This window comes from Nocardia gipuzkoensis, assembly GCF_021183645.1.
Classification (GTDB): Bacteria; Actinomycetota; Actinomycetes; order Mycobacteriales; family Mycobacteriaceae; genus Nocardia; species Nocardia abscessus.
In genome coordinates this window covers 3,039,861-3,063,088 of record NZ_CP089225.1, presented here as the reverse complement: position 1 = coordinate 3,063,088, position 23,228 = coordinate 3,039,861, and the positions used below count along the sequence as shown (strand labels likewise).

21 protein-coding genes and 3 tRNA genes are annotated in these 23,228 nt (G+C 68.3%); 13 read left to right on the top strand and 11 right to left on the bottom strand.

What is annotated here, in order from left to right:
- Positions 1-28 precede the first annotated feature (28 nt).
- Positions 29-496: a TrmO family methyltransferase domain-containing protein gene (locus tag LTT66_RS13860; RefSeq protein ID WP_233067447.1), complete on the top strand. Its 468-nt coding sequence runs from the start codon at positions 29-31 to the stop codon at positions 494-496.
- 40 nt (positions 497-536) lie between these two features.
- Here LTT66_RS13860 and LTT66_RS13855 read toward each other — a convergent pair.
- The 3 genes from LTT66_RS13855 to LTT66_RS13845 form a co-directional block, all read right to left on the bottom strand.
- Positions 537-612, bottom strand: a tRNA-Arg gene (locus LTT66_RS13855).
- A 34-nt stretch (positions 613-646) separates the two neighbouring features.
- A tRNA-Ser gene (locus tag LTT66_RS13850) sits at positions 647-736 on the bottom strand.
- Between the two features lie 89 nt (positions 737-825).
- On the bottom strand, positions 826-1,530 hold the full coding sequence (locus LTT66_RS13845) for a dienelactone hydrolase family protein (RefSeq protein WP_233067445.1): 705 nt from the start codon (positions 1,528-1,530) through the stop codon (positions 826-828).
- A 117-nt stretch (positions 1,531-1,647) separates the two neighbouring features.
- On the opposite strand from LTT66_RS13845, the gene hisC reads away from it, so the two are divergent.
- On the top strand, positions 1,648-2,721 hold the full coding sequence (gene hisC, locus LTT66_RS13840; RefSeq protein ID WP_233067442.1) for a histidinol-phosphate transaminase: 1,074 nt from the start codon (positions 1,648-1,650) through the stop codon (positions 2,719-2,721).
- On the opposite strand, the gene LTT66_RS13835 is transcribed toward hisC, so the two are convergent.
- Complete coding sequence (locus tag LTT66_RS13835; protein ID WP_233067438.1) at positions 2,718-3,791, bottom strand: alpha/beta hydrolase; 1,074 nt, start codon at positions 3,789-3,791, stop codon at positions 2,718-2,720. The two genes, hisC and LTT66_RS13835, sit on opposite strands and share 4 nt — an antisense overlap.
- Positions 3,792-3,862: 71 nt before the next feature.
- Positions 3,863-4,894 carry a Nickel transporter NicT gene (gene nicT / locus LTT66_RS13830; protein WP_233069224.1) on the bottom strand — a complete coding sequence of 344 codons (1,032 nt, stop codon included), beginning with the start codon at positions 4,892-4,894 and terminating at the stop codon, positions 3,863-3,865.
- Positions 4,895-5,420: 526 nt separating this feature from the next.
- On the opposite strand from nicT, the gene LTT66_RS13825 reads away from it, so the two are divergent.
- Positions 5,421-6,521, top strand: coding sequence for a nitric oxide synthase oxygenase (locus LTT66_RS13825; protein ID WP_233069222.1), 1,101 nt, complete (start codon positions 5,421-5,423; stop codon positions 6,519-6,521).
- 57 nt (positions 6,522-6,578) lie between these two features.
- On the opposite strand, the gene LTT66_RS13820 is transcribed toward LTT66_RS13825, so the two are convergent.
- The 3 genes from LTT66_RS13820 to LTT66_RS13810 all read right to left on the bottom strand — a co-directional run bounded on the left by LTT66_RS13820 (position 6,579) and on the right by LTT66_RS13810 (position 8,408).
- Positions 6,579-6,663 (bottom strand) — tRNA-Ser (locus LTT66_RS13820).
- 24 nt (positions 6,664-6,687) lie between these two features.
- Positions 6,688-7,188 carry a MarR family winged helix-turn-helix transcriptional regulator gene (locus tag LTT66_RS13815; protein WP_408638792.1) on the bottom strand — a complete coding sequence of 167 codons (501 nt, stop codon included), beginning with the start codon at positions 7,186-7,188 and terminating at the stop codon, positions 6,688-6,690.
- Between the two features lie 41 nt (positions 7,189-7,229).
- Positions 7,230-8,408, bottom strand: coding sequence for an alpha-hydroxy-acid oxidizing protein (locus LTT66_RS13810; RefSeq protein ID WP_233067434.1), 1,179 nt, complete (start codon positions 8,406-8,408; stop codon positions 7,230-7,232).
- A 173-nt stretch (positions 8,409-8,581) separates the two neighbouring features.
- Between LTT66_RS13810 and LTT66_RS13805 the strand changes: the two genes are divergently transcribed.
- Positions 8,582-9,544: an NAD(P)H-quinone oxidoreductase gene (locus LTT66_RS13805; protein WP_408638847.1), complete on the top strand. Its 963-nt coding sequence runs from the start codon at positions 8,582-8,584 to the stop codon at positions 9,542-9,544.
- Positions 9,545-9,559: 15 nt separating this feature from the next.
- Here LTT66_RS13805 and LTT66_RS13800 read toward each other — a convergent pair whose 3' ends face one another.
- Positions 9,560-10,762 carry a cysteine desulfurase-like protein gene (locus tag LTT66_RS13800; RefSeq protein ID WP_233067430.1) on the bottom strand — a complete coding sequence of 401 codons (1,203 nt, stop codon included), beginning with the start codon at positions 10,760-10,762 and terminating at the stop codon, positions 9,560-9,562.
- 239 nt (positions 10,763-11,001) lie between these two features.
- On the opposite strand from LTT66_RS13800, the gene LTT66_RS13795 reads away from it, so the two are divergent.
- The 7 genes from LTT66_RS13795 (at position 11,002) to LTT66_RS13765 (ending at position 17,805) form a co-directional block, all read left to right on the top strand.
- A complete protein-coding gene (locus LTT66_RS13795; protein WP_181723256.1) occupies positions 11,002-11,607 on the top strand; it encodes a bacterial proteasome activator family protein in 606 nt (201 codons plus the stop codon).
- A gap of 255 nt (positions 11,608-11,862) precedes the next feature.
- Positions 11,863-12,714, top strand: coding sequence for a galactan export ABC transporter permease subunit Wzm/RfbD (gene wzm, locus LTT66_RS13790; RefSeq protein ID WP_228820372.1), 852 nt, complete (start codon positions 11,863-11,865; stop codon positions 12,712-12,714).
- A gap of 10 nt (positions 12,715-12,724) precedes the next feature.
- A complete protein-coding gene (gene wzt / locus LTT66_RS13785; RefSeq protein WP_233067428.1) occupies positions 12,725-13,561 on the top strand; it encodes a galactan export ABC transporter ATP-binding subunit Wzt/RfbE in 837 nt (278 codons plus the stop codon).
- 145 nt (positions 13,562-13,706) lie between these two features.
- Positions 13,707-14,735 (top strand): galactofuranosyltransferase GlfT1, encoded by a 1,029-nt coding sequence (gene glfT1, locus LTT66_RS13780; protein ID WP_228833945.1) that lies wholly within the window; start codon positions 13,707-13,709, stop codon positions 14,733-14,735.
- Between the two features lie 260 nt (positions 14,736-14,995).
- Positions 14,996-16,042: a ribosome small subunit-dependent GTPase A gene (rsgA, locus tag LTT66_RS13775; RefSeq protein ID WP_233067425.1), complete on the top strand. Its 1,047-nt coding sequence runs from the start codon at positions 14,996-14,998 to the stop codon at positions 16,040-16,042.
- Positions 16,043-16,098: 56 nt separating this feature from the next.
- Positions 16,099-16,809 (top strand): chromosomal replication initiator protein DnaA, encoded by a 711-nt coding sequence (locus tag LTT66_RS37085; RefSeq protein WP_228820419.1) that lies wholly within the window; start codon positions 16,099-16,101, stop codon positions 16,807-16,809.
- A 144-nt stretch (positions 16,810-16,953) separates the two neighbouring features.
- The gene (locus LTT66_RS13765) at positions 16,954-17,805 is read left to right on the top strand and encodes an SDR family oxidoreductase (RefSeq protein WP_181723260.1); all 852 of its coding nucleotides are present in this window, start codon (positions 16,954-16,956) and stop codon (positions 17,803-17,805) included.
- A 92-nt stretch (positions 17,806-17,897) separates the two neighbouring features.
- On the opposite strand, the gene LTT66_RS13760 is transcribed toward LTT66_RS13765, so the two are convergent.
- Together LTT66_RS13760 and LTT66_RS13755 are read right to left on the bottom strand one after the other, a co-directional pair.
- Positions 17,898-19,811 carry a glycosyltransferase gene (locus tag LTT66_RS13760; RefSeq protein ID WP_233067423.1) on the bottom strand — a complete coding sequence of 638 codons (1,914 nt, stop codon included), beginning with the start codon at positions 19,809-19,811 and terminating at the stop codon, positions 17,898-17,900.
- A 134-nt stretch (positions 19,812-19,945) separates the two neighbouring features.
- Positions 19,946-20,482: a GtrA family protein gene (locus tag LTT66_RS13755; RefSeq protein ID WP_233067420.1), complete on the bottom strand. Its 537-nt coding sequence runs from the start codon at positions 20,480-20,482 to the stop codon at positions 19,946-19,948.
- A 144-nt stretch (positions 20,483-20,626) separates the two neighbouring features.
- Between LTT66_RS13755 and LTT66_RS13750 the strand changes: the two genes are divergently transcribed.
- A complete protein-coding gene (locus LTT66_RS13750) occupies positions 20,627-21,616 on the top strand; it encodes a glycosyltransferase (RefSeq protein ID WP_195031226.1) in 990 nt (329 codons plus the stop codon).
- Positions 21,613-23,208 carry a DUF2142 domain-containing protein gene (locus LTT66_RS13745; RefSeq protein ID WP_233067417.1) on the top strand — a complete coding sequence of 532 codons (1,596 nt, stop codon included), beginning with the start codon at positions 21,613-21,615 and terminating at the stop codon, positions 23,206-23,208. The genes LTT66_RS13750 and LTT66_RS13745 overlap by 4 nt, the downstream gene beginning before the upstream one ends.
- Positions 23,209-23,228: the final 20 nt, after the last annotated feature.

The window sequence follows — 23,228 nt, the reverse complement described above, 5'->3', positions numbered from 1 at the left end:
CCGCCAGTGGGAAGTAGGACAAGGTCGTATGACAGACGAAGTGTTCGAGGTAGCGCCCGTTGCCCATGTCATCGGTGGTCGCCGCGAAGCTACCGACGATCACTGGGGTACCGAGGCGATCATCCGTATAGATGATCGCCGGTTCACCGTGAAATCGGTGCAAGGCTTGGAGGAGTTCAGCCATCTCGAGATCGTGTTCCGGTTCCGCCTGACCAACCCAACGGATTTGGGTTTCGGTGGTTCCAGTGCACGGGATAATCCCACATGGCCGGAGGTCGGCATCTTCGCGCATCGCGACATGCCGCGGATCAACTGGCTCGGGGTCACCCGCGCTCGACTGCTCCGAGTGGACGGGCTGGACCTGCACGTAGCCGAGCTGGACGCGGTAGACGGAACACCCGTGTTGGACATCAAGCCATGGTTCGCGCAGTGCGGTCCACGGGGAGAGATTCGGCAAGCTCGGTGGTCCACCGAGATGCTGGACAACTATTCCTAGCCAGAAGGCCCCTCCGTTGCTACCGGAGGGGCCTTCTACCTGGTGCGCCCGAAGGGATTCGAACCCCTAACCTTCTGATCCGTAGTCAGATGCTCTATCCGTTGAGCTACGGGCGCATGTGTTATTCAGTTGTACCCGGTTTCCCGGGTGTGGCGGAGGCGAGAGGATTTGAACCTCCGGTCCCCGTGAAGGGACAACTCATTAGCAGTGAGTCCCATTCGGCCGCTCTGGCACGCCTCCTGGAGCCTTCTCTTCCGAGGGCACCGGTCCTTTCGAACCGCCGAGCAGAAAGGTTACAGGAGCTACCGTCCAGATCACAAAACGGCTGGTCAGCGTAGGTTACTGTCGAACCAATCGAAGATTCTGGTCTGCGAATCGACCGCGTCGCCGTCGTCCGGCTCGGAGGTGTCGGCGCGGTGGTGCAGACCGGGGTAGGTGACGACCAGGCTGGCGACGGCGGCGCGAGCGGTCGCGTCGCGTAGCTCGTCGACCTGGGCGGGCGGGGTGGCCGGGTCGTCGGTGCCGAACAGGCCGAGCCACGGGGCCTGGAGGTGCGGCGCGGCGCGCACCAAGGCGTCGGCCTGGTCGGTGAGCGGCTCGGTGATGCCTGGCGCCGCGACGCTCACCGCGGCGCCGATCGGACGATTGGTCGCGACCAGGAACGCGGCGGTGCCCGCGGTGTCGAACCCGAGCACGCCGATGGTGTCGGGGAACACCCCGCGCCGGGTGAGCCAGTCGAAACAGGCGTCGAAGTCTTGGAACAGCTCGTCGCCGAAGACCCCGTTGCCCGGTTCGCCGTCCACCCCATGGAAGAGTTTGGGCGCGATCACCGTCCAACCCTCGCCGGCCAATGCGTTCATCAGGTCGCGTAACGCCCCGGTGAACTCCCGCGACTCGTGCAGCAGCACGATTCCGCCGCGAGCATTTCCTTCTGGCTCCACCACCGTGATGGGCACCTGCCCACCGCTGGTCGGCCGCACGTCTTCCTGGTCGCTACCCCGCAGCGGGGCCATATCGTCGTAGGTGCCCGACATGAAACCAGCGTAGGGCGAGTTGCTGATCTTCGGTAGAAATTGCACGTGAGGGCCTATCGGCCAGATAATTTCCGGTACGCCGATCGGGCACACCACGGCGCGGATTAGGGTTGGAGTGTGACAGCGCAGATCCGGCCGGACCTCGAATCGATCCCGGCGTACACCCCCGGCCGCAGCAATCCAGGCGCGGTCAAGCTGGCCAGCAACGAGACGACCGTTGCCCCGCTGCCCGCCGCGGCCAAGGCCATCGCCGAGGCGGCCGAGCTGGCCAACCGGTATCCGGACAACCAGGTCACCGAGCTGCGCGCGGCGCTGGCGGAGTTCCTCGGGGTCGGCTTCGAGAATGTCGCGGTCGGTTGCGGCAGCGTCGCGCTGTGCCAGGAGCTGGTGCAGATCACCTGCGCGTCCCCGTCCGACGAGGTGCTGTTCGCTTGGCGGTCGTTCGAGGCGTATCCGATCGTCACCAAGGTGGGCAACGCCACCGCTGTGCAGGTACCGCTCACGGCGGGCCAGGTCCACGATCTGGACGCGTTGGCCGCCGCTGTCACCGAGCGGACCAAGTTGATCTTCGTCTGCAATCCGAACAATCCCACCGGCACCGCCGTCGGCAAGGCCGAACTGGTCCGGTTCCTGGACGCGGTGCCGTCGAACGTGCTGGTGGTGCTGGACGAGGCGTACTACGAATACGTGCGGCTGGCCGACCACCCCGACGGCGTCGAGATCCGCCGCACCAGGCCCAATGTGGTTGTGCTGCGAACCTTCTCCAAGGCATACGGCCTGGCCGGGCTGCGGGTGGGCTACGCGGTGGGCGACCCGGCCGTGATCACGGCGCTGCTGAAGGTGCACATCCCGTTCAGCGTCAACCGGCTCGCGCAGGCGGCGGCGATCGCGTCGCTGGAGGCCCGTCACGAATTGCTCGATCGCACCGACCTTCTGGTCACCGAACGCGAACGGGTGCGTGACGCGCTGGTGGGCGCCGGGTACGCGGTGCCGCCGAGCGAGGCCAACTTCGTCTGGCTGCCCCTGGGCGCGCGCAGCGCGGAGTTCGGCGAGGCGAGCGCGGCCGCCGGCGTGCTGGTGCGGCCGTACGGGGCCGACGGGGTGCGCGTCACCATCGGCGACCCACACGAGAACGATCTGTTCCTGAGCTTCGCCAGGGAGCCGGAGGTGCTCGCGCGGTTCCTCGGTTAGCGGACGCCGATCGCGGGCGCGATGGTGGGCCAGGAGAGGGCCAGTTCGTCCTCCCAGTACGGCCAGGAGTGCGTGCCGGTGGCCCGGAAGTGCGCGGTGACCGGGATGCCGAGGGACCGCAGCCGTTCGGTGAGCCGCCGGGTGCAGGCATTGGTCGCGGCCTCCAGCGGGCCGCCGAAGGTGATGGCGCTGGGGAGATCGACGTTCGGGGTGCCGGGCACGTCGTGCACGCCGGGCAGGCCGCTGCCGACCGACAGATAGATCGTCTTGCCCCGCAACGCGTCCGCGTGCAGGGTGACGTCGTGCGCCAGCCAGGCCGGATCGTCCTGCTTGCCGAACATGTTGTCCGGCTCGCCCATGTAGGTGGCCACCACGGCCCGCGCCTGCGCCTGGCCGATGTCGGTGCCCATCGAGAAGCAGCCGCTGTGCGCCGCGATCGCCCGGTAGAGGGTCGGCTGACGGAACGCGAGCATCATCGCGGCCTCCGCGCCCATCGAGACGCCCATGACCGCGTTGGTGCCGTTGCCCTCGAACTTCGCGTCGATCAGCGGGGGCAGTTCCTTGGCCAGGAACGTCTCCCACTTGTTGGTGCCGAGCACCGGGTCGGGCTGCTGCCAGTCGGTGTAGAAGCTGGCCGGACCGCCGACGGTGAGCACCACGTTGACGTCCTTGTCCGCGTAGAAGCGGTCGGCGTGCCCGAGTTCGGTCCAGTTGTTGCTGTCGGGGCTCGCGCTGCGTCCGTCGAGCATGTACACGGTCGGACGCGGGCGCGACCGGTCGCGCGGCAGCAGGACCTGCACCTCGACCACACGGCTCATCGCGGGCGAGGCGACGAAGACCCGCAGCCACCGATCGTTGATCGGTTCCACGCGCTCGATCCGGGGAGTCGAGGGTTGCTTACTGGTCGGCTCGGCCGGGCCGGGACCGTCCGAGGACCCGGTGTTCACCGGCGGAGGATTGCCGGGCGCGGCCGTGACCTGTGGAGCGCCGAACCCCACCGCACCGGAGACAAGTGCGGCGCTTATCAAAGCGCTGGAGACCCAACGCCGCACGCCCCGCCGAGACAGCATGCGACCCATCCTGCCAGAGCCCCCGAGGGTGGGTGGCAGGCCATTGCCGTGTCCAGGCGGGTACGCGGCGCTCACCGTGCGGCCAGACCGTCTTGCCAGCGCCGCTCCACTCCGGCGAAACGCCATACCGCGATGGCGACCGCCCAGGTGAGCACGAACAGCCCGACGATGATGTAGCCGAGATCACCCAGATCGAGATTCCCGATCCAGGCCACGATGCCCGATTCGACCTCGAGCTTCTCGGCGAGGATCGAGACGATCTCCTGCCCGCCGATCAACAGCGCCACCGCGACCGACAGCCCGGTGATCACCAGGTTGTAGTAGATCTTGCGCACCGGCTTGGCGAAGGCCCAGTCGTAGGCGAAGCTCATGAACGAACCGTCCAGTGAGTCGAACAGCGCCATGCCCGCCGAGAACAGCACGGGCAGAACCAGGATCGAGTACCAGGGCAGCCCGGTCGCCGCCGCGCCGCCCGCGATCACCAGCAGCCCGACCTCGGTGACAGTGTCGAAACCGAGCCCGAACAACACGCCCACCGGATACATGTGCCTCGGCCTGCGCACCAGGCCGATCACCGGCCGCACCACCCGGTTGAGCAGGCCCCGGCTGTCCAGCTGCCGTTCCAGCTGCGCCTCGTCGTACTCGCCCCGGCGCATCTGCCGGAACACCCGCCAGATGCCCACCAGCGACGCCAGATTCAGCAGGCCGATCAGGATGAGGAACGTGCCCGACACGCTGGTGCCCCACAGGCCCGTCCAGCGTTGCAGGGCCGAATCCTCGTCCTCCAGGTTGGACGCCAGCGCCCGCACGCCGAACGCGAGCAACGCCACCAGCACGAACACCACGGTGGAGTGGCCGAGCGCGAACCAGAAACCGACGGTTTGGACATTCCGCTTCCCGTTCTCCGCCACCAGTTTCCGCGTGGTGTTGTCGATCGCGGCGATATGGTCGGCGTCGAACGCGTGCCGCATGCCGAGCGTGTACGCCGTCACGCCGAGACCGACACCGAAGACGGAGCCCTCGATCACATAGTGCCCCGGCGCGACGAACAGCAGTAGCGTGCCCCAGCCGAGGATATGAAGCGCGACGACGGCGACCGACATACCGATGACACTGCGCACGAGCGAACCCCTCAGCCCTCGAAAAGCAGATCACGTCAACGATACTCGACAGCGCCGATTCCGTTCCGCGTCTTCGGGCGATCCAGCAAATCCAGCAAATCATGGCACACCGTCAGCACACCCGCCGTACGCTGAGCGTCGGTCCTTTCCGGGTATCGAACTAGGACGGGCATGATCGCGTTTTCACCGCACTGGCGTCGAGGTCAACCGGCTTGGCTTCGACGCGCCGAGCGGACCGGCCGCTCGGTTCGCAGTCGCGACAGCCCGTCGGGTGTTCGGATGAGTATCGGACGGAGGCTATTTCTTAGCATCTGTCCATCGCGCCTGCGCGGGCCGCCGCGACACAGCCGGTGCCAGCTGCGCTCGCGCGCGAATTCTCTGCTCGACTCGCCTGTTTCATCGCAGCACCTATGCCCGACCGGAGAAAACCGTGAATCCAGTGTCACCAGTCGCCTCGATCGAGAACGAATCGGAGAGGAAGCCTTTCCTGCCCGACCTGCAACGCCGGATGCGGGAGTGCGACGAGTTCTTCCGGCTGCCCGAATTGGGGCACCTGAACGCCCAGCGCAGGCGCGGCGCGCTGGAGCAGCTCGAACAGACCGGCACGTATCTGCAGACCGCCGAGGAGATCCTCATCGGAGCCAAACTGGCCTGGCGTAATCACGCCCGATGCGTGGGCCGGAAACACTGGCGCTCCCTGAAATTGCTCGACGCCCGGCGCGTGCGCTCGGCCCGCGACCTGGCCGAGGTCTGCTGGCAGCACCTGCACATGGCCACCAACGGCGGTGCCATCCAGTCGATGATCACCGTCGGCCCGCCGCGGCAGCCGGACGGGCGCGAGTTCCGCATCGTCAGCCCGCAGATCATCCGCTACGCGGGCTATCGCAACGGGGACGGCACGGTCACCGGCGACGCCGCCAACATCGAGCTCACCGCATTCGCGACCGAGCTCGGATGGCGCGGCGCCGGAACGCCTTTCGACATCCTTCCGTTGTTGATCAGCACGCCCGACGAGCCGATTCGCTGGTTCGACATTCCGCCCGAGCTGGCGCGCGAGGTGGAACTCGAGCACCCCGAGTTCGAGTGGTTCGCCGGACTGGGCCTGCGCTGGCACGCGCTGCCCGCGGTGTCCGACATGAACCTCGAGATCGGCGGCATGACGTATCCGTTCGCGCCGTTCAACGGCTGGTACCTGGGGGCGGAGATCGGTGCGCGCAACCTCAGCGACGCCAACCGCTACAACATGCTGCCGCTGATCGCCGAGATGATGTGCCTGGACACCAGGTCCGAGCGCAGCCTGTGGCGGGATCAAGCCCTGGTCGAACTCAACCGCGCGGTGCTGCACAGCTTCCGGAAGGCGGGCGTGTATATGGTCGACCACCATACCGTGGCCAAGCAGTTCTGCGATCACGTCAAGCGCGAGGAGGCCGCCGGCCGGACCTGCCCCACCGACTGGTCCTGGATCAACCCGCCCATCTCCTCCGGGCTGACCCCGACCTTCCACCGCTACTACGACCCGCCCGACCTGGAGATCCGGCCGAACTTCGTCAGGAGGGAGTCGTCGCGGACGGGGCACTGTGACCCGCGCTACCCCGTGGCGCAAAGCTGAATAGCGAAACCGCTGGCAGGCACCTGATTTTCCGGCCCGGCCAGCGGCTTTCAGTTGCGGAGACGGAGGGATTTGAACCCCCGGTCGCTCTCGCGACGCTCGCTTTCAAGGCGAGTGCATTCGGCCGCTCTGCCACGTCTCCAGGGACCTGATCGTAGCGGACGCCTCAGGCGGAGTGCTTGCCGATTTCCTCGTCGACGCGTTCGAAGACCTCGCCGATCACCTCGAGCTGGGCCGGGGCCAGCAGGTCGATGAAGTGGCGGCGGACGGCTTCGACGTGGCCGGGGGCCGCGGCTTCCAGGCGGCGCATGCCCTCCTCGGTGAGTTCGGCGAGCACGCCACGGCCGTCCTCCAGGCAAGTGTTGCGCCGGACCATCTGCTGGGCCTCCAGCCGCCGGATCTGATGGGTCAGCTTGCTGCGCGAGGACAGCACGCCGTCTGCCAGCTCGCTCATCCGCAGCGAGTGGTCGGGTGCCTCGGAGAGCAGGACCAGGATCCGGTATTCGGCGACGGTCAGGTCGCTGTCGCGCTGCAGTTGACGATTCAGCGCCGTCATCAGGCGCTGATGGCCGTCCATGTAGGCGCGCCAGGCGCGCTGCTGCGCCGGGGTGAGCCAGCGGGGCTCGGCCACGACGCGACCGCTCGGTTCGGGATGCACGATGGTCATTCTAAGCGCGGCGAACTGCGGAAATGGGCAGGCATCGCAGGTCAGCGCACCGTGGACAAGAGGGCCCGACTCACCGCGGCCGGGTTCGCGCACCCGGACAGGCCGAGCGCGGAGTCGAAATCGGCGAGCAGCGCCCGCAGCGCGTGCCGGGCGCCCGCCGCGCCCGCGAGACCGAGGCCGTAGGCCCACGGCCGCCCGTAGAGCACCGCCTTCGCGCCCAAGGCCAGCGCGACGAGCACGTCCGAACCGGTGCGCACACCGGAGTCGAACAGCACGTCGGCGCGGTCGCCGATGGTGGCGACCACCGTGGGTAGCGCGTCCAGTGCCGCGATGCAGCCGTCCACCTGGCGGCCGCCGTGGTTGCTCACCACCACCGCGTCGGCGCCGGCGTCGACCACCTGGCGTGCGTCGTCGGGATGCAGGATGCCTTTCACCGCGATCGGCAGATCGGTCCATTCGCGCAGACGGGCCAGGTCGGCGGGCCGCAGCGTGTGGTTGCCGAACAGTCCGGCCCAGGTGAGGACGGCCGTGCGCATCGCCTCTTCGCTCTCCTCCGGCGCCGCGGGCAGCTTGTCCAGGAACACCGGATCGGACAGGTAGTTGGCGAGGCCCTTGCCGTGCAGGAACGGCAGGTGCGCCTGCTCCAGATCGCGCGGCCGCCACCCGAGGGTCGGGGTGTCGGCGGTGACCACGATCGCCGAAGCCCCGGCCCGCTCGGCGCGCCGGACGAACGAGCAGGCCAGTTCGTCGTCCGCGGGCCAATACAGCTGATACCACCACGCACCGGCCGCCGCGCCGACGTCTTCGATGGTCGACGATGCGGCGGTGGACAGCACCGTGCCGATGCCCAATCCCTTGGTCACCTCGGCCACGATCACCTCGCCGCCCTCGTGCAGCAGTTCGAGGACGCCGATCGGCGCGGTGAGCACGGGTGCGGCCAGCTTCGTGCCGAGCACCTCCACCGACAGATCGCGAGCGCCGGGCCCGGTGGAGCCGCGCAGCATGCGCGGCAGAAGGCGGTAGCGCTCGAAGGCGGACCGGTTGGCGGCGGCGGTGCGCTCCGCGGACGCGCTCCCCGCGACGTAGGCGAAGGCGGCCGGATCCAGCCGCTCCCGCGCCAGCGACTCCAAACCCGCGGCGGTCATGGGCAATTCGGGTCGCACGCCACTCAGGCCGCCCAGGTAGATCTCGTTCTGGAAATCGATGAAGCCGCCGCTCACCACCGGAACGGTAGTCCGTGACGCCGGTCACCGCAGGCGGCTGGCCAGATTGCTCGGCGCACCCGCGGCCCCGAGAGCGACTCGAGGGGGGCAGCGCGCAGCCGTCGGTCCGGGCGGAGCACTATGGCACGGTGCGTGCGATTGATCTGAACGGTTTCGGCGGACCCGAGGTCATGTCCTTGGCCGAGGTGCCGGATCCGAAGCCCGGACACGGCGAAGTGCTGATCGAGGTGGCCGCGGCGGGCGTCAACCGCGCCGATCTGTTGCAGCGTCAGGGCTATTACCCGCCCCCGCAGGGAGCCAGCCCGCTCTTGGGCCTCGAATGCTCGGGTGTGATCGCCGAACTCGGCGACGGAGTGCGGGAGTGGGCGGTCGGGGATCGGGTCTGCGCGCTGCTGTCCGGCGGAGGTTACGCCGAACGGGTCGCGGTGCCCGCGACCCAGGTGCTTCCGGTCCCGGACGGCCTCGACCTGGGCGCGGCGGCCGGGCTGCCCGAAGTGGCGGCCACCGTGTGGTCGAACCTGGTGATGACCGCCGATCTGCGGGCCGGTCAGCTGCTGTTGGTCCACGGCGGCGGCAGCGGGATCGGCACACACACCATCCAGGTCGCCAAAGCCCTCGGCGCGCGCGTCGCGGTGACCGCCGGATCGGCCGAGAAACTGGCGCGCTGCGCGGAGCTCGGGGCGGACGTGCTGATCAACTACAAAGAGGAAGACTTCGTCGCCGTCGTGCGCGCCGAGCGATCGGGGGCGGGCAGCCCCGGCGCCGACGTGATCCTCGACAACATGGGCGCGGCCTACTTGGGACGTAACGTCGAGGCGCTGGCCGAGCACGGCCGCCTCGTGGTGATCGGCATGCAGGGCGGACTGACCGCCGAGCTGAATCTGGGCGCCCTGCTGCGCAAGTGGGGCACGGTGCACGCCACGAACGTGCGCGCGCGGCCCGCGACCGGCGCGGGCAGCAAGGCCGAGATCGTCGCCGAGGTGCGCCGACAGCTGTGGCCGTTGCTCGCCGACGGCACGGTGGCGCCGATCATCGCCGCCGAACTGCCGATCGAGGAGGCCGCCGAGGCGCACCGGCTGCTGGACTCCGGCGAAGTGTTCGGCAAGGTGGTGCTGCGGGTGGCGGAACTCTGAGCACGACCCCGCGGATCACTCCAGCGCCAGCAGGGCCCTGCCGAGTTGATCTATCTCGAACTTCGTGGTGTAGGGCGCCAGGCCGATGGTCACCGCGCCGCCCTCGTCGTTGACGCCCAGCGCGTCCAGCAGCCTGCTGCCGCCGTGTACGCCGCTCACCGTGCCGATCCGGTTGTCGGCGAGCTTGGCCGCGACCTTCTCCGCCTGCATGCCCGCGAGCGTGAAGCTGACCGTGGGAATGCGGGTGGACGCGCGGCCGATCACGGTGAGACCGGGGATCGAGTCCAGCACGCTCATCAAGTGCTCGAACAGCTGGTCGTGGTAGTCCTGCAGCGAGGTGATCGACATCTCCAGGCGCTCACGCCGGGTGCCGTGCGCCCGCTCGTCCAGCCCGGCCAGGAAGTCGATCGAGGTGGTCAGGCCCGCCAGCAGCGCGTACTGGTGCCCGCCGACCTCCAGTCGTTCGGCGCCCTTCGCATAGGGGTTCAACGACATGGACGGGATGCGGTCCAGGAACGCCGGGTCACGGAAGACCAGCGCGCCGATCTGCGGCCCACCCCAAGCCGGTGCACTGAGCGCGACGACGTCGGCGTTCAGTTCATCGATGTCGATCAGGGCGTAGGGCGCGGCGCCGAACGCGTCGGCCACCAGGAGACCGCCCACCTCGTGTACCCGGTCCGCGGCCACCCGTACGGCAGGCGCCGAGCCGACGATCGGCGAGGCGGCGGTGAGCGCGACCAGGCGCGCTGTGGGCCCGATCAGTTCCTCGAACTGCCAAGACGGCATCTCGCAGGTCTCGATCTCCACCTCGGCCCAGCGCACGTGCGCGCCGTAGCGGTTGGCGATGCGCAGCCAGGGCGCGACGTTGGCCTCGTCGTCCAGCCGGGACAGCACGATGCCGGTGCCGAGGCCGAGCCGGGAGCTCAGCGATTCGGCGAGCCAGGCCAGCAGGACCGCCCGGTCGGGGCCGAGCACGACACCCGCCGCGTCACCACCGACCAGGTCGGCCACCGCCTCGCGGGCCGCGTCCAGAATCGCCGCGCTGCGCACGGCGGCGCCGTTGCGGCCGATATGGGAAAAGGAAGAGGTTCGAAAACCCGTCGATACGGCGCGGGATACCGCGTCCGGAACCAGCATGCCCGCTTGCGGGTCGAAATGGATCCAGCCGTCGCCCAGGGACGGTATCAGGCCCCGAACCCTCGCGACGTCGTAAGTCATGCTGGCCACTCTAAGGGCAGCGGGCGAGCCTGTGTAACCGCGTTCCCCTCCACATCGTGGCGGGAGCACAGCGACCTGGGACTCAGCATGGTGACCGACTTTCGACAAATCCGAACCACACGACCCGAACAGAATAGAACGCCTGCCCCCTCCGGCGGCGGGGACCGGCGGCGCGCGCCACAACCGCCCTCGGACCACCGGCTTAGCGCGTTCGAACCGAACACGACATGATAGGGACCATGACGCACTCGGATGAGGCACCGGACCACATCGTCGTTGTCGGACCCGACGGCAGGCCGTTGGCCATTCCGGCGGCAGCCGGCTCGGAGGCGCCCTTCACCGCGCAGGTGGTGACCGACGACGATAATAAGGACAAGTCGGACGACCGTGACGACTCCGGCGAATCGCTCGCCGACATGGTCGAGCAGCCCGCGAAGGTGATGCGGATCGGCACCATGATCAAGCAGCTGCTCGAGGAGGTGCGGGCGGCTCCGCTGGACGAGGCCAGCCGCAACCGCCTGAAGGAGATCCACAAGTCCTCGGTGCGGGAGCTGGAGCAGGGTCTCGCCCCGGAACTGCGGGAGGAGCTCGAACGGCTCACCCTGCCGTTCACCGACGACGGTGTTCCTACCGACGCCGAGCTGCGGATCGCGCAGGCGCAGCTGGTCGGCTGGCTGGAGGGCCTGTTCCACGGCATCCAGACCGCGCTGTTCGCCCAGCAGATGGCCGCCCGCGCCCAGCTCGAGCAGATGCGTCAAGGCGCGTTGCCGCCCGGCATCCACGCCGCCGACCCGCGCGGGGGTCAAGCGAGTCACGTCACCGGCGGTTCCGGCCAGTACCTGTGAGACGGTCGACGCGCGTGTGCCACACGGTGCCGGGAAGCCGCAGGGGTAGTCTCGTGCACCGTGCCCGCCGCTGCCGCTCGCTCCGACTCGGTCTCCGAACCGAGTGCGGTGCGTCCTGAAGAGAGCTCAGTTGGTTCCGATGACCAAGCGCGTTCAGATGACAGCTCACCGACCTCCCCGGCCGAGCACACGGCGCCTTCGGGCGACGACTCGCAGGAGCGTCCGGTGAGCGCGGCCACGCCGGACACGCAGACCCTGCACTCCGGCGCCACCGTGGCGAAGATCGTGCCGGATTCCCAGACGTTCCGGCGCGCGTTCCAGGACTTCGCGGTCGGGTTCGCCCAGCGCGAGCTGTGGCTGTCGCTGGGCTGGCAGGACATCAAGCAGCGGTACCGCCGCTCGGTGCTCGGCCCGTTCTGGATCACCATCGCGACCGGCTTGCAGGCCGTCGCGATGGGCGTGCTGTACGCGGCCCTGCTCGGCCAGCCGCTGCTCGAGTACCTGCCCTACGTGACGGTCGGGCTGATCATCTGGAACGTGATCAGCGCGAGCATCCTGGAGGGCTCGGAGGTCTTCATCGCCAACGAGGGCCTGATCAAACAGCTTCCCTCCGCGCTGAGCGTGCACGTCTACCGGCTGGTGTGGCGGCAACTGCTGTTCTTCGCCCACAACATGGTCATCTACCTGGTGATGCTCGCCGCGTTCGGCGTCTGGCGCCACCTCGGCGTGGCCAGCCTGATGGCGATACCGGCGATCGCGCTGATCTTCCTGAATTCCATGTGGGTGGCGATCGTGTTCGGCATTTTCAGCACCCGCTACCGCGATATCGCGCCGATTCTCGGCAGCACCACGCTGATGCTGTTCGTGCTCACCCCGGTGATGTGGACGACCAAGACCCTGGAATCGCAGGTCGGCACCGGCGACCGCGCGAAACTGGCCGAACTCGTGCCGACGTTCCACTATCTCGAAATCGTCCGGGCGCCGCTGCTCGGCGAGCCGCAGGAACTGCGCCACTGGGTGATCGTCGGCACGATCACCCTGGTCGGCTGGATCGTGGCGATCTTCGCCATGAAGCAGTACCGTTCGCGCGTACCGTACTGGGTATAGGAGCGCCCCGATGAGTCGTGTGAGTATCGAGACCCAGGAGGCGTGGGTCGAATTCCCGATCTTCGACGCCAAATCCCGGTCGTTGAAAAAAGCGTTCCTCGGCAAAGCGGGCGGCGCGATCGGGCGCAATCAGTCCGACGTCGTCGTGGTCGAGGCACTGCGGGACATCAATCTCTCGCTGAAAGAAGGCGACCGGGTCGGCCTGGTCGGGCACAACGGCGCGGGCAAGTCGACGCTGCTGCGCCTGCTCTCCGGTATCTACGAACCCTCGCGCGGCAGTGCGCGCATCCGCGGGCGGGTGGCGCCGGTGTTCGATCTCGGCGTCGGCATGGATCCGGAGATCTCCGGCTACGAGAACATCATCATCCGCGGCCTGTTCCTCGGCCAGACGCGCAAGCAGATGCTGGCGAAGATCGACGAGATCGCCGATTTCACCGAACTCGGCGAATACCTGTCCATGCCGCTGCGCACCTATTCCACCGGTATGCGGGTGCGCCTGGCGATGGGCGTGGTCACCTCGATCGATCCCGAGATCCTGTTGCTCGACGAGGGCATCGGCGCGGTGGACGCGGAATTCATGAAGAAGGCCCGGCTGCGGTTGCAGTCCTTGGTGGCGCGCTCCGGCATCCTGGTTTTCGCCAGCCATTCCAACGAATTCCTCGCGCAGCTGTGCGACACGGCGCTGTGGATCGACCACGGCCAGATCCGCTTGCGTGGCGGCATCGAAGAAGTGGTGCGAGCCTACGAGGGGCCGGATGCGGGGAATCACGTCGCGACGGTGCTGCGCGAAATGGAAGCCGAACGGGCTGGTGGAAACGAACGAGAATTGGAGCGGAACAAGGCATGAGCGGTCAGGCCCGGAGGCGGCAGCGAAGCGTAACCACGCAGGGCCCCGCTCATGCCGACACCGGACACAGCATGAGCGGTCAGGCCCGGAGGCGGCAGCGAAGCGTGACCATGGAGGGCCCCGCTCCTGCCGGAAAGGCCGCAGCATGAGTGAGCCGACCGGGCAGGACACCCCGATCGACGAAGGGGCGAAGGCCCGGATCGGCTCCGCGCCGGAGGAGGCCGTCGAGCTCGACGCCCCCGCCGCCTCGCTCGCGGCGAAATCCACCGCGGCGGACTCCGATTCGCAGCCGCGCGTGGTGGCCGTCGTGGTCACGCACAAGCGCCGCGAACTGCTCGCCGAGTCGCTGAAAGTCGTCACCTCCCAGTCTCGGCCGGTGGATCACTTGATCGTGGTCGACAACGGCAACGAGCAGGAGGTCGCCGACCTGGTACGCGACCAGCCGGTGGAAGCCACCTACCTGGGCTCGGCGCACAACCTCGGCGGCGCGGGCGGGTTCGCGCTCGGCATGCTGCACGCGTTGAGCATCGGCGCGGATTGGGTGTGGCTCGCCGACGACGACGGCAGGCCCGAAGGCCCCGACGTGCTGTCCACGCTGCTGGACTGCGCGAACCGGTACGGCCTGGTCGAGGTATCGCCGGTGGTCTGCGATATCGATGAACCCGACCGCCTGGCCTTCCCGCTGCGCCGGGGCGTGGTCTGGCGCAGGCTGCGCTCGGAACTCGGCGACGAGGACTTCTTGCCCGGCATCGCCTCGCTGTTCAACGGCGCGCTGATCTCCGCGCAGGCGGTCGACGTGATCGGCGTGCCGGACCTGCGCCTGTTCGTGCGCGGCGACGAAGTCGAGGTGCATCGCAGGCTGGTGCGCTCCGGGCTGCCGTTCGGCACCTGCCTGCAAACGGCGTACCTGCATCCCAACGGCGCGGCGGAGTTCAAGCCGATCCTCGGCGGCCGGATGCACACCCAGTACCCCGACGACCCGGTGAAGCGCTACTTCACCTACCGCAACCGTGGCTACCTGATGTCCCAGCCGGGCATGCGGAAACTGCTTCCCCAGGAATGGATTCGCTTCTCCTGGTTCTTCTTGGTCACCCGCCGCGACCCGGCCGGCCTGCGCGAATGGTTCCACCTGCGCTCCCTGGGCCGCCACGAGCAGTTCGGCAAACCCGACTAGTCACAGTTGGTTCGTCCTCGCGGAGGCGGGCGCCGCGGGCGCCCGAATCCGCGGAGGCGGAAATTCGGTTGTGCGCCTGCGGGGACAAGTGCGAAGGTGGACTGCGACAGCGGAAGGAGGTGTGGACCGTGACGAGGAACGTGCGGATTGTCGTGTCCGGGCGAGCTGACATCAGTCGCGCCGCCACACGAAACTCCACCTCATTCTCCGCTCGCTGAACCCTGGTCGGGTTCGGCGCCCGACGAAGGATTCCATCCCCCATGGTCGACCACGACCTGCTCGTCCCTTACGGCTGGACCGAAGCCGTTTCCGCCCGTTACGCCTCGATGATCGAGGAAGGCTGTGTGCCCGCGCGCGTGATCCGCATGGATCGCAGTGAATGCGACGTGGCCACGCCGAACGGGCTCGCCCGCGCCCGCTGCCCGCGCCCGGATGCCGAAGTCAGTGGCCTGTGCACCGGCGACTGGGTGACCGTAGACGCCGCCTCGGCGGTGCGCAGCCTGCTTCCGCGCCGATCGGCGATCGTGCGGTCGTCGGCCTCCGGCCGCTCGCACGGCCAGGTGCTCGCCGCCAACGTCGACACCGTCCTGATCTGCACCGCCGCCGACGGCGATGTGGACCTCGGGCGCATCGAGCGCATGCTCACGCTGGTCTGGGAGAGCAACGCCCAGCCGATCGTGCTGCTCACCAAAGCCGATTCGGCGACCGATCTCCCGCTCGACGAGGTGCGCGCCGTCGCGCCGGGCGCTGCCGTACTCGCGGTGAGCGCGAACACCGGCCTGGGACTCGAGGTGCTCACCGCGATGCTCGACGGCACCGTCGCGCTGCTCGGACCCTCCGGTGCTGGGAAGTCCACCCTCGCCAACGCGCTGCTCGGCGCGGAGATCTTCGCCACCAATGCGGTCCGCGACGCGGACAAGAAAGGCAGGCACACCACGGTGCACCGGGAACTGCGCCCGCTGCCGGGAGGCGGCACCCTGATCGATACGCCGGGATTGCGTGGCGTCGGGCTGTGGGACGCCACGGAAGGCATCGAGAAGACCTTCAGTGACATCGAATCCCTTGCCGCGCAGTGCCGTTTCGGCGACTGCGCGCACCGCGGCGAACCGGGCTGTGCGGTGCGGGCGGCGATCGAGGACGGCGAACTCACCCAGCGCAGGCTCGACAGCTACAACAAGCTGGCGCGGGAGAACGAGTGGATGCAGGCCCGCACCGACAAGCGGCTGCAGGCCGAACGGGAACGGGCCTGGCGGGGCATCACCAAGCAGCACCGCAAGATGTTCCGGGAAAAGAACTCGCGACGCTGACCGAGCGGGGGCACGGTAGGGTGCCCCTCGCATCGTTCGCTATCTGGGAGGGATAGATGAGTCATCCAGGCGGGTATCCGCCACACGGCCAGCAGCCCGGGCAATGGCCTGGGCAGCCGGCGTTCGGTCAGCAGCCGCCCGTCGGGCAGTACCCGCCTCCGCAGGCGCCCGCGCAGTACGCGCCGCCCGCGGGGCAGCATCCGAGCCAACCGCATCTCGTCCAACCCCAGGTCGGCCAGCAGCCGTACGGGCAGCCCCAATTCGGCCAGCCCGCACCGCAATACGGCCAACCGCAGCCATACGGTGCGCCGCAGCAGTTCGGGCAGCCGCAACCGTACGGGCAGCCGCAGCAGTTCGCTCCGCAGCAGGGCTACGGCCAGCCCGCCGACCCGCCCGGCATCACCATCGATGCCTCGTACTCGGTCTGGACGTTCCTGCTCGCGCTGACCAAACCGAAGATCCTGGTCAACGGCCAGCGGGTGCCCAACACCCGCTGGGGAGCCAACCACATCCCGGTCGGCCCCGGGCAGTACCACGTCCGGGTCACCACTCCGTGGTTGTTCGACATGGGTCCGGCGAATGTGACCGTGCCGATCGCCGACGGACAGGCCACCCGGTTCTACTACAAGGCCCCCGTGGTGATCTTCCTCAACGGCGCGATCGGACCGGTTCCGCAGAAGGCGCCGGGCATGCTGTTCCTGTACATCGTCTGGGCCCTCGTCGGACTGATGTTCCTGCTGAACATCCTGCTCATCGCCACGATCTGAACCGGGAGGAGGGCACCGGCACGCCGGTGCCCTCTCTTCGCACACCCTATGCAACTGATTGCATAGGGCCGGGGTTTACGCTTAGTCTGCAAGCGCGTACAGCCGCGGGCTGCCGCCTGTGGCGGAAACGAAGGAGCAGGTCATATGACGGAACCGGGATCCAAGCCGCTAGCGGGCCGGACGATGATCATGTCCGGCGGCAGCCGCGGCATCGGGCTGGAGATCGCCAAGCGTGCCGCGGCCGACGGCGCCAACATCACCCTGATCGCGAAGACCGACCAACCGCACCCCAAGCTGCCCGGCACGATTCACACCGCCGCCGCGGAGCTCGAGGCGGCGGGCGGGCAGGTGTTGCCGTTCGTGGGCGATGTCCGCATCGATGAGTCGGTGGCCGAGGCGGTGCGCCGGACGGTCGAGCGCTTCGGCGGCATCGACATCGTGGTGAACAACGCCTCCGCGATCGACCTGTCCCCCACGGACGCACTGCCGATGAAGAAGTACGACCTGATGCAGGACATCAACTGCCGGGGCAGCTTCCTGCTGTCCAAGCTGAGCATCCCGCATCTGCGCGAATCGGCGAAGGCCGGGCGCAACCCGCACATCCTCACCCTGTCCCCGCCGTTGAACCTCGACCCGAAGTGGGCGGGCATGGCGCTGGGCTACACCATCGCCAAATACGGCATGTCGCTGACCACGCTGGGGCTGGCCGAGGAACTCAAGGGCGACGGCATCGGCGTCAACTCGCTGTGGCCGCGCACCACCATCGCCACGGCCGCGGTGAAGAACCTGCTCGGCGGCGAGGAGATGATCTCCACCTCGCGCACCCCCGACATCTACGCCGACGCCGCCTACTTGGTGCTCACCGCACCCGCCAAGGAGACCAGCGGCAATTTCTTCATCGATGACGATGTGCTGGCCGCGCACGGCATCACCGATCTGGACAAGTACCGCGTCACGCCCGGCGACGGCGAACTGACCACCGACTTGTTTTTGTAGGCCGGACTCAGCTGCCACGACAGCGTTCGCGGCTGGAAGTGGGGGCGGGCCAGTTGGCCCGCCCCCACCGAGTTACCCATGTGCCAACGACATCAGCTGTCGCGCTCGGAAACTTCGATCCCGTACAACCGCTCCCAGTTCTCGCGGCTGGTCAGTTCCGGCATGGCGGCGCGGTACTGCGCCTGCAAGGCGGGCAGTTCCCGGCGCAATCGGCGCAGCACCCGCACCATCCGGCGCAGCAGCTGACGCGCGCGGGCCTTGTCGCGCCTGCGCACCCGGACGCCGGACTGCGAGGCGTCGGTGACCACCACGTGGTCGAACAGCGAGACGTGCCACCAGTAGGCGTCTTCCCTGGTGACGCCGATGATGCCGTGCTGGGTGCGGCCCAGCCACTGATTGATCGCGCGCTTGATCAGCACCAGTGTCACACGGCTGGGCTCCCCACCGGCGCGGCGCAATTGGATGTCCGCCGAGCGCACCGGCGGCGTCGCCGCGGGGTGCTTGATCGTCTCGGGGTAGTCACCCCGGGTGGTGCGCGCGGCGGCCAGCGCTTCGATACCGCCGTCCCGCAACACCTGCGGACCCTTCAAGAAGTCCTCGATGCCCTGCAAAGTGGTGTGCACCAGGCCGTACTGCATCGCGACCAGCTGTTCGGACATCTCCCGGAACAGTTTGCGGGTGATCTCCTTCCCGTCCAGCTCCGCGTGCAGCGAACCGACGATCAGCGAGTTGCGCGTGCTGAAGTAGCGCGCCCAGTCGTCGTAGTCCTTCCAGTAGAAGTCCGCGTGCCACACGGCGGCGTTGGGCAGCGTGACGGTGACGAAACCGTGCTCGCGCGCCCGGATGCCGTACTCCACGTCGTCCCACTGGAAGAAGATCGGGATCGGCAGGCCGATCTTCGCGACCACCTCGGCCGGGATCAGGCAGGTCCACCAGGCGTTGTAGCCGGCGTCCACGCGGCGCTCCTGGTTCTTCTTCAACATGCTCGTGTTGCGCAGCGCCTTCGGCACCTTCTGGCCGTGCCGCAGCCGGTGCAGGTGCACCTCCTCGGCGCCGACGTTCAGGTAGTCGGGGTTGAGCAGGAACAGCATCTGCGCGCCGACCAGGGTCGGTTCCACCGTCAGGTTGGCGAACGCGTTGAGCCGCAGCACGGTCTCCGGTTCGCACAGGATGTCGTCGTCCATCAGGATGACGTCGGCGTGCTCGTTCACCGCGGACACTTCGTAGAGCCCGCGGGTGAACCCGCCCGCACCGCCGAGGTTCGGCTGACGCAGGTAGCGCAGCTTCTCGCCGAAAACCGGGGCGACCTCCTGGTAGCGCGGCCGGTTCTCCACCAGATCGGTGCCCTGGTCGACGACGTACACCGCGTCGATCGCGGCCAGCACGGTCGGATCGGAGGACAGCGCCGCGACCGTCTCGGCGCAGTCCGCGGCGCGGTTGAAAGTGCAGATGGCGATGGCGACCGGACGCACCCGCTCCGGCGCGACGGCGGTCCAGGTCAGCTCCGCGATCCCGAGCGCGCCGCCGATGGCGTCGAATTCCAGCCACAGCGCGCCGCCGTCGACGTACTGATCGAGCGGGGCGGTCAGCGTGACCGAGCCGCCGGCCTCGACCCGGGCGGTGTCGATGATCCGCCGGTGCCCGGCGATGTCGGAGGCCACCAGCCGGATCTTCGCCTTGGCGACCACGTCGAGCACCATGGTTACCCGGACTTCGGTCACCGTGGTCCAGCGCTGCCAGTAGCTGGCGGCGAACCGACCGAAGTAGGTGTTGGTGTGCGCGGTCGCGCCCTTGTCCAACCGCAGCGTCTGGCGTTCGCGGTGCGCGCCACCCTTCACCACGGCATACAGCTCGTCGCTCACCTTCGCCGACGGGCCGGTGAAGATACCGCGCTGTAAGACGAGCCGGTCCGGCGCCCGATGGTCGGCGCGCAGCGCGGCAGGCGCCTCAGCGGCCGTCGAGCGATCGTTTGTTTCGGTAACGGCCTCGATAGCCGACTGATCCATGAAATCCTCGAAATTCTCATTGTGCCGGACGGGACGGACACGCCCCTCGATGCCTTCACGGCGGGGGTGAGGATATCAACCGCTGTGTGCGCTTGCCCGCCGTGCGGCCACGCCGACGTGTGGTCGAACCATTGCTAAACGTTCGCCGATTCGTTGTCGGTGGCGCTGCCAGTGCCCGCGCGCGCCCCGGTGAAGACGAATTTGTCGTAGGCCCAGTACCGGAACACCACGGCCACGATCTGCCCGATCAAGGTACCGGAGATGTTGTCCGACAGTGGGCTGGACAGGTCGAGCACGTAGCGGGAAAAGCCGAGACAGCCCAGTTGCAGGCCGATCGCCACGACGTTGAACACGGCGTACAGGAGGTACTCGCGCCCGGGATTGTCGGTCCGTTTGTGCGCGAAGGTCCACCATTTGTTGCCGAAATAGGTCACCACCGTCGCCACCGCGATCGCGATGATCTTGGCCGGTAGTGGGTAGTGATAGAGCACGCCCTCGCCACCCCAGAAGACCAGGAGGTTGTACGTGCCCGCGTCCACCAGGAACCCGATCGCGCCGACCACCAGGAAAGCCCCGCCTCTGCGCAGCGCGGTGAGCACTCTGCGAACGACCGTTCCGGTCTCCGGCGTCACTGACTCGCCCACGGACGCGGTGGACTCACTGGATGGCACCGCCCGACGGTACCGCAGGCCCGGGGAACCGCCCACGACGGGAAAAACCGCTCCCGCGCACGGTGAGGTCGGCCACGCACAGGCTGTGAGTTCCCTGTACCCTCCCCGTGTTCCCACATTCACCGATCGCGAGGATTGACCCGGGTGGACTCCACCGAGCTCCGTATTGCCGCCGTGGTTCCGTGTCACAACGAAGAGGCTTCGGTCGCCAAGGTCGTGGCCGATCTGCAGGCCGCCGTGCCGGGAATCGTCGTCTACGTCTACGACAATCTGAGCACGGACAAGACCGCCGAGCGTGCCCGCGAGGCCGGAGCGATCGTGCGGCACGAGCACACCAAGGGCAAGGGCAATGTGGTGCGCCGCGCCTTCGCCGACATCGAGGCCGACGTGTACTTGATGATCGATGGCGACGACACCTACGAGGCGTCCGCCGCGCCGCTGATGATCAAGACGCTGCTGGACGGGCCCTACGATCACGTGCTCGGCGTGCGCAAGCAGGACGAGAGCGGCTCGGCGTATCGCGCGGGACACGAGACCGGCAACAAGGTGCTCAACGGCGTGGTCGGGAAAGTGTTCGGCGAGAACGTCGAGGACATGCTCTCCGGCTTCCGGGTGTTCTCCCGCCGTTTCGTGAAGAGCTTCCCCGCCGTGTCCCGTGAGTTCGAGATCGAGACCGAGCTCACTGTGCACTCGCTGCACCTGCGGGTGCCGAAGACGGCGGTGCCGGTCGGCTTCCGGGATCGCCCCGCGGGCAGCGAGAGCAAGCTGCGCACCTACCACGACGGGTTCAAGATCCTGGCCCTGATCGTCGGGCTGGCCCGGCACGAGCGGCCGGTCGCGTTCTACGGCCTGTTCGGCACGCTGAGCTGGCTGGTCTCGATCATCCTGACCATCCCGATCGTCGTCGAGTTCTACAACACCCATGAGGTGCCCCGCTTCCCGACGCTGTTCCTCGGCTTCACCCTGCTGCTGCTGGGCAGCCTCGCCTGGACGGCGGGCCTGATCCTCGACGGCATCCGGCGCTCCCGCCACGAGGCCGCGCGCCTGGTCTACCTGCGCTACACCGCGGTGGGCGCGGACGACCCGCGGATCACCGGCAACGGCGCCGCCCGGGACGCCGAGGCCGGGCGTTGACGACCTCGGCGGATCCGACCGCGACGCCGGACAAGGATCTGGACGAGCCCGCTGATACGGCGCCGCTACCCGCGACCGACACCGCACCGCTACCGGCGGTCGACGCCGAGGCGGCGACCGCTCCCGGCACGGACCGGCCCGGGAAAGGCTTCGCGGGCCGCTTGGTGGCGCGGCTGGGCGGGGCGACGATCGCCTTCACCCTGCTGGCGACGATCTTCGGCGCGCTGTTCACCGTCCTCACCCCTCCGTTCTGGGGCCATGACGAGATCACCCAGTTCGGCCGCGCCTACCAGGTCGCGCACGGCGGATTCCTGCCCCAGCGGATCCACGACGATCGCGGCATCGCCTACGGCGGCGACGTCCCGTCCAGCATCACCGCGCTGATGGGCTACGCGCTGACGGACTACACCACCAACCCGGACGAGCCGGACCCGATGGTGGGCGACCCGGCACGCTACGACCAGTTGACCGGCGCCGCGGTCTCGGATGCCACCGAGCCCGTCTGGTTCACCAACACCGCCGCCTACTCGCCGGTCCCCTATATCCCCGCGGCCATCGGCATCCGGCTCGGCGAACTCTTCGGGCTCGACGTGGGCGGTCTGCTCCTGCTCACCCGGCTCGCCGGACTTCTCGCCTACCTCACGGTGGTCGGGTTCGGCCTGTACGCACTGCGCGCGCACCGGGTGCAGTGGCTGGCGTTCACCGTCGCCGTGCTGCCGATCGCGGTGTTCCAGGCGGGCACCGTCACCGCCGACACGATGACCAACGCGCTGGCCATCCTGGTCTCCGCGCTGCTGGTGAAGGCCATGTTCCTCGGCGAGCGCCTGGGCCGGGTGGAGATCGGCGCGCTGCTGGCCGCGACGATCCTGCTGCCGGTGAGCAAGCCGACCTACGTGCTGCTCGCACTGCTGGTCGCCTTGGTGCCCGCGGACCGATTCGGGTTCAGCGGCTGGCGGCGCGGGATTCCCTGGGCTTTCGCCGCGACCGGTGCGCTCGCCTTCGCGGTGTGGATGAAGATCGCGTCGCCGACCGGCGACGGCATGGGCCTGATGCGGCCGCCGCACCAGTGGCACTCGGTGCGTCCCGGCGATCAGCTCAGCGGCATCCTGCGCGATCCGCCGGAGTTCGCGCACGTGTTCGGCGAGAGCATCGCGCTGCGCGACCAGCGCTGGTTCAGCCAGTTCTTCGGCGAACTCGGCTTCGCCTACGTCGACGTGCCCGCCCTCTCGATGCTGGCCTGCCTGCTGGCGTTCGCGGTGAGCCTCGGCGTCGCCGAGCGGATGACCGCCCCGGCTTTCCGTCGCACGCTGATCGTCGCGCTCACCATGGCCGCGAGCGTCGCGATGATCTACGTGACGCTCTACATGTCGTTCACGCCGGTCGGCTACTACATCGTCGACGGTGTGCAGGGCCGCTACTTCGTGCCGCTGGCGATCGTCACGCTCGCCGTGCTGCTGCGCTGGATGCCCTTGCGGCTCACCGATTCCGCGGGGAAGATCCCTTCGGTGGGCCCGGCCGTCACCGTGCTCGTGGCGTCGAGTGTGGCCCTGGTCGCGGCGGCGGCGAAGTACTACACCATCGTCTGGGGTTGAGCGAGAAGGAATTCGGTCGC

What these genes read in the sequence shown, in the direction of transcription:
- LTT66_RS13825 (WP_233069222.1), top strand. Translation starts at nt 5,421, where the DNA reads ATGCGGGAGTGCGACGAGTTCTTCCGGCTGCCCGAATTGGGGCACCTG.
- LTT66_RS13805 (WP_408638847.1), top strand. Translation starts at nt 8,582, where the DNA reads ATGTCCTTGGCCGAGGTGCCGGATCCGAAGCCCGGACACGGCGAAGTG.
- glfT1 (WP_228833945.1), top strand. Translation starts at nt 13,707, where the DNA reads ATGAGTGAGCCGACCGGGCAGGACACCCCGATCGACGAAGGGGCGAAG.
- LTT66_RS13845 (WP_233067445.1), bottom strand. Translation starts at nt 1,530, where the DNA reads ATGTCGGGCACCTACGACGATATGGCCCCGCTGCGGGGTAGCGACCAG.
- LTT66_RS37085 (WP_228820419.1), top strand. Translation starts at nt 16,099, where the DNA reads ATGAGTCATCCAGGCGGGTATCCGCCACACGGCCAGCAGCCCGGGCAA.
- rsgA (WP_233067425.1), top strand. Translation starts at nt 14,996, where the DNA reads ATGGTCGACCACGACCTGCTCGTCCCTTACGGCTGGACCGAAGCCGTT.
- nicT (WP_233069224.1), bottom strand. Translation starts at nt 4,894, where the DNA reads ATGTCGGTCGCCGTCGTCGCGCTTCATATCCTCGGCTGGGGCACGCTA.
- LTT66_RS13760 (WP_233067423.1), bottom strand. Translation starts at nt 19,811, where the DNA reads ATGGATCAGTCGGCTATCGAGGCCGTTACCGAAACAAACGATCGCTCG.
- LTT66_RS13860 (WP_233067447.1), top strand. Translation starts at nt 29, where the DNA reads ATGACAGACGAAGTGTTCGAGGTAGCGCCCGTTGCCCATGTCATCGGT.
- LTT66_RS13800 (WP_233067430.1), bottom strand. Translation starts at nt 10,762, where the DNA reads ATGACTTACGACGTCGCGAGGGTTCGGGGCCTGATACCGTCCCTGGGC.
- LTT66_RS13815 (WP_408638792.1), bottom strand. Translation starts at nt 7,188, where the DNA reads ATGACCATCGTGCATCCCGAACCGAGCGGTCGCGTCGTGGCCGAGCCC.
- LTT66_RS13835 (WP_233067438.1), bottom strand. Translation starts at nt 3,791, where the DNA reads ATGCTGTCTCGGCGGGGCGTGCGGCGTTGGGTCTCCAGCGCTTTGATA.
- LTT66_RS13795 (WP_181723256.1), top strand. Translation starts at nt 11,002, where the DNA reads ATGACGCACTCGGATGAGGCACCGGACCACATCGTCGTTGTCGGACCC.
- LTT66_RS13765 (WP_181723260.1), top strand. Translation starts at nt 16,954, where the DNA reads ATGACGGAACCGGGATCCAAGCCGCTAGCGGGCCGGACGATGATCATG.
- wzt (WP_233067428.1), top strand. Translation starts at nt 12,725, where the DNA reads ATGAGTCGTGTGAGTATCGAGACCCAGGAGGCGTGGGTCGAATTCCCG.